Below are 1,863 nucleotides of genomic sequence, written 5' to 3'. Positions count from 1 at the left end.
CCCCCGACTGGGCCACCGCCACCCGGCCAGCCGCCACCCGGCCCACTCTCGCCTACGCCAACACCGCCAGTGCCGGACGCTGCGCCGCCGACTGGCCCTGACCTGGATGGACCGTCGTGACCACACCCGAACCCGGCTGGGACATCAGCGTGCTCGGCCGCCCTGTCGTCCTCACGGTCCCCGACCGGCTCGGCGACGACCCCGACGCGTTGCTCGCGCTGGCCGCCGTCGCGTTGGAACGCCACCTCGCCGGCGCCCCCACCGCGTCCAGGGTCATCGGTCAGCTTGCGCACAGCGGTGTTGTGGCCCTGCGGACGATCAGCACCGTCTTCGAGCTCCGTGAACGGCCCGACGGCTGGTTGCTCGTGCGCAGCTGGGGTGAACCCGAACCCGCCGAACTCGCCGCCGCCGCGTGGATCCGCGCTCACCGCCTCGCCCGCGAACGCGCCGAGGCCGCGGCCATCACCCGGCCGGACGGGACCCTATGAGCCGCGTCGACGACGACCTGCCCGGCCGCGGTCTTCCTCTGGACACCGACAGTGCCGCGCTCGGCCGACGGGACCACGGCTTCTTCGACCGCGAGAACAGCCCCCGCGGGCAGCGGGAACTCGCCCACGCCCGCACCCCGTGGACGGGCACCAGGCCCCGGCGGGTCGGCGCCGCCGCAGCCCACGACCGCACCCTCGGCCTGTCCCGAACCGCGAGCATGTGGCCCGACCACACCCCACCTGCCGCCACCGGTGAACGCGACCTCCGCCGCCGCGCCACCGACGTCATCAACGAGCTGCGCAGCATCCCCCGACCGGCCGCCGTGCTACCGACCGCGACACCCACCCTGCTGCTCACCGCCCTGCACGAGACCGCCCAGCACACCCGCCGCCGGCCGGCCCGCACGCAGCTCGCGGCCGTCCGGCGCATCGCCGCCACCCATCAGCTCGACCCCGACCTGTTCCTCGGCATCGCCCTCGGGGTGGGCACCCTCATCGCGCGCACCCCCGCCGACGCGGTCAGCGGCCACCGCGGCGCACGGCCCGGCCTCGCGGACGGAAAGCCCAGCCTGAACGCGTTGCACGGCGCGAACCTCCCACTGGCGCTCGAGACCTACCTCGCCCGCGCCCACCTGCGACAGAACGCGGTGTTCTCCGATCCCGACCTGCCCCGGCTATGGATGACCGCGAACGCGCTCACCCACGGCATCCCCGCCCAGGCGATCCTGACCGAACCCGCGACCGTGCACGGACCCGACGCCGCTGTCCAACCTCACCGGACTGATCTCGTCGGCTGGCTCGGCATCCAGCACGCCCTCGGCGACCTCGACGCCGCGGTACGCACCGCGACCGAAGGCCGCCGCTGGCTCGCCCGCGCCGGCAACGCCCGCGGCCGCAGCGACGCCGTGCTCCTCGCCCTCGGCGTCCTGCACGCCTCCCACCCGACGGTGGCCGCGGAACTCGCCCTGCGCGGACCCGGCGCGCTCCGCCTCGCCGACCTACGCAGCCTCGCCCGCCGCTTCCCGCCCCCGGCCCACTCGGTGGATCTCACCGACACCGCCCTGAAAGCGATCTGCGACCGCAACGGCTGGCTGCTCGGCACCCCCGACGAACGCCACCACCGCGAACTCGTCGAACGCGTCCTTCCCACCGCGGTCACCGACCAGATCCGCGGGCAGGTCGCCCATGGCGACATCACCGCCCTCGCCGACGCGCTGCACCGGGCCGCGCCCACCGACACCGATCTCGACACGAAGACCTGGCGGTGGGATCCCGCCGCCACCGACGCCCTCCAGGTCCGCCAACTCCTCGGCGAAGCCTCCCGCGAGGCACATGCCCGGTTCGCCGACTGGCACATCACCCCGCACCCCAGCCG

General features: G+C 74.8%; 2 protein-coding genes. Both read left to right on the top strand.

The features are described from left to right. Positions 1–116 precede the first annotated feature (116 nt). On the top strand, positions 117–488 hold the full coding sequence (locus NBZ83_RS31900; RefSeq protein WP_261576481.1) for a hypothetical protein: 372 nt from the start codon (positions 117–119) through the stop codon (positions 486–488). Then, on the top strand, positions 485–1,863 hold a 1,379-nt coding region (locus NBZ83_RS31895; RefSeq protein WP_261576480.1), incomplete at its 3' end, for a hypothetical protein. The genes NBZ83_RS31900 and NBZ83_RS31895, both read left to right, overlap by 4 nt.

It is taken from the genome of Frankia gtarii (assembly GCF_025403375.1).
GTDB lineage: Bacteria > Actinomycetota > Actinomycetes > Frankiales > Frankiaceae > Frankia > Frankia gtarii.
The sequence above is the reverse complement of the archived record's forward strand: the minus strand, read 5'-3'. Positions and strand labels throughout refer to the sequence as shown.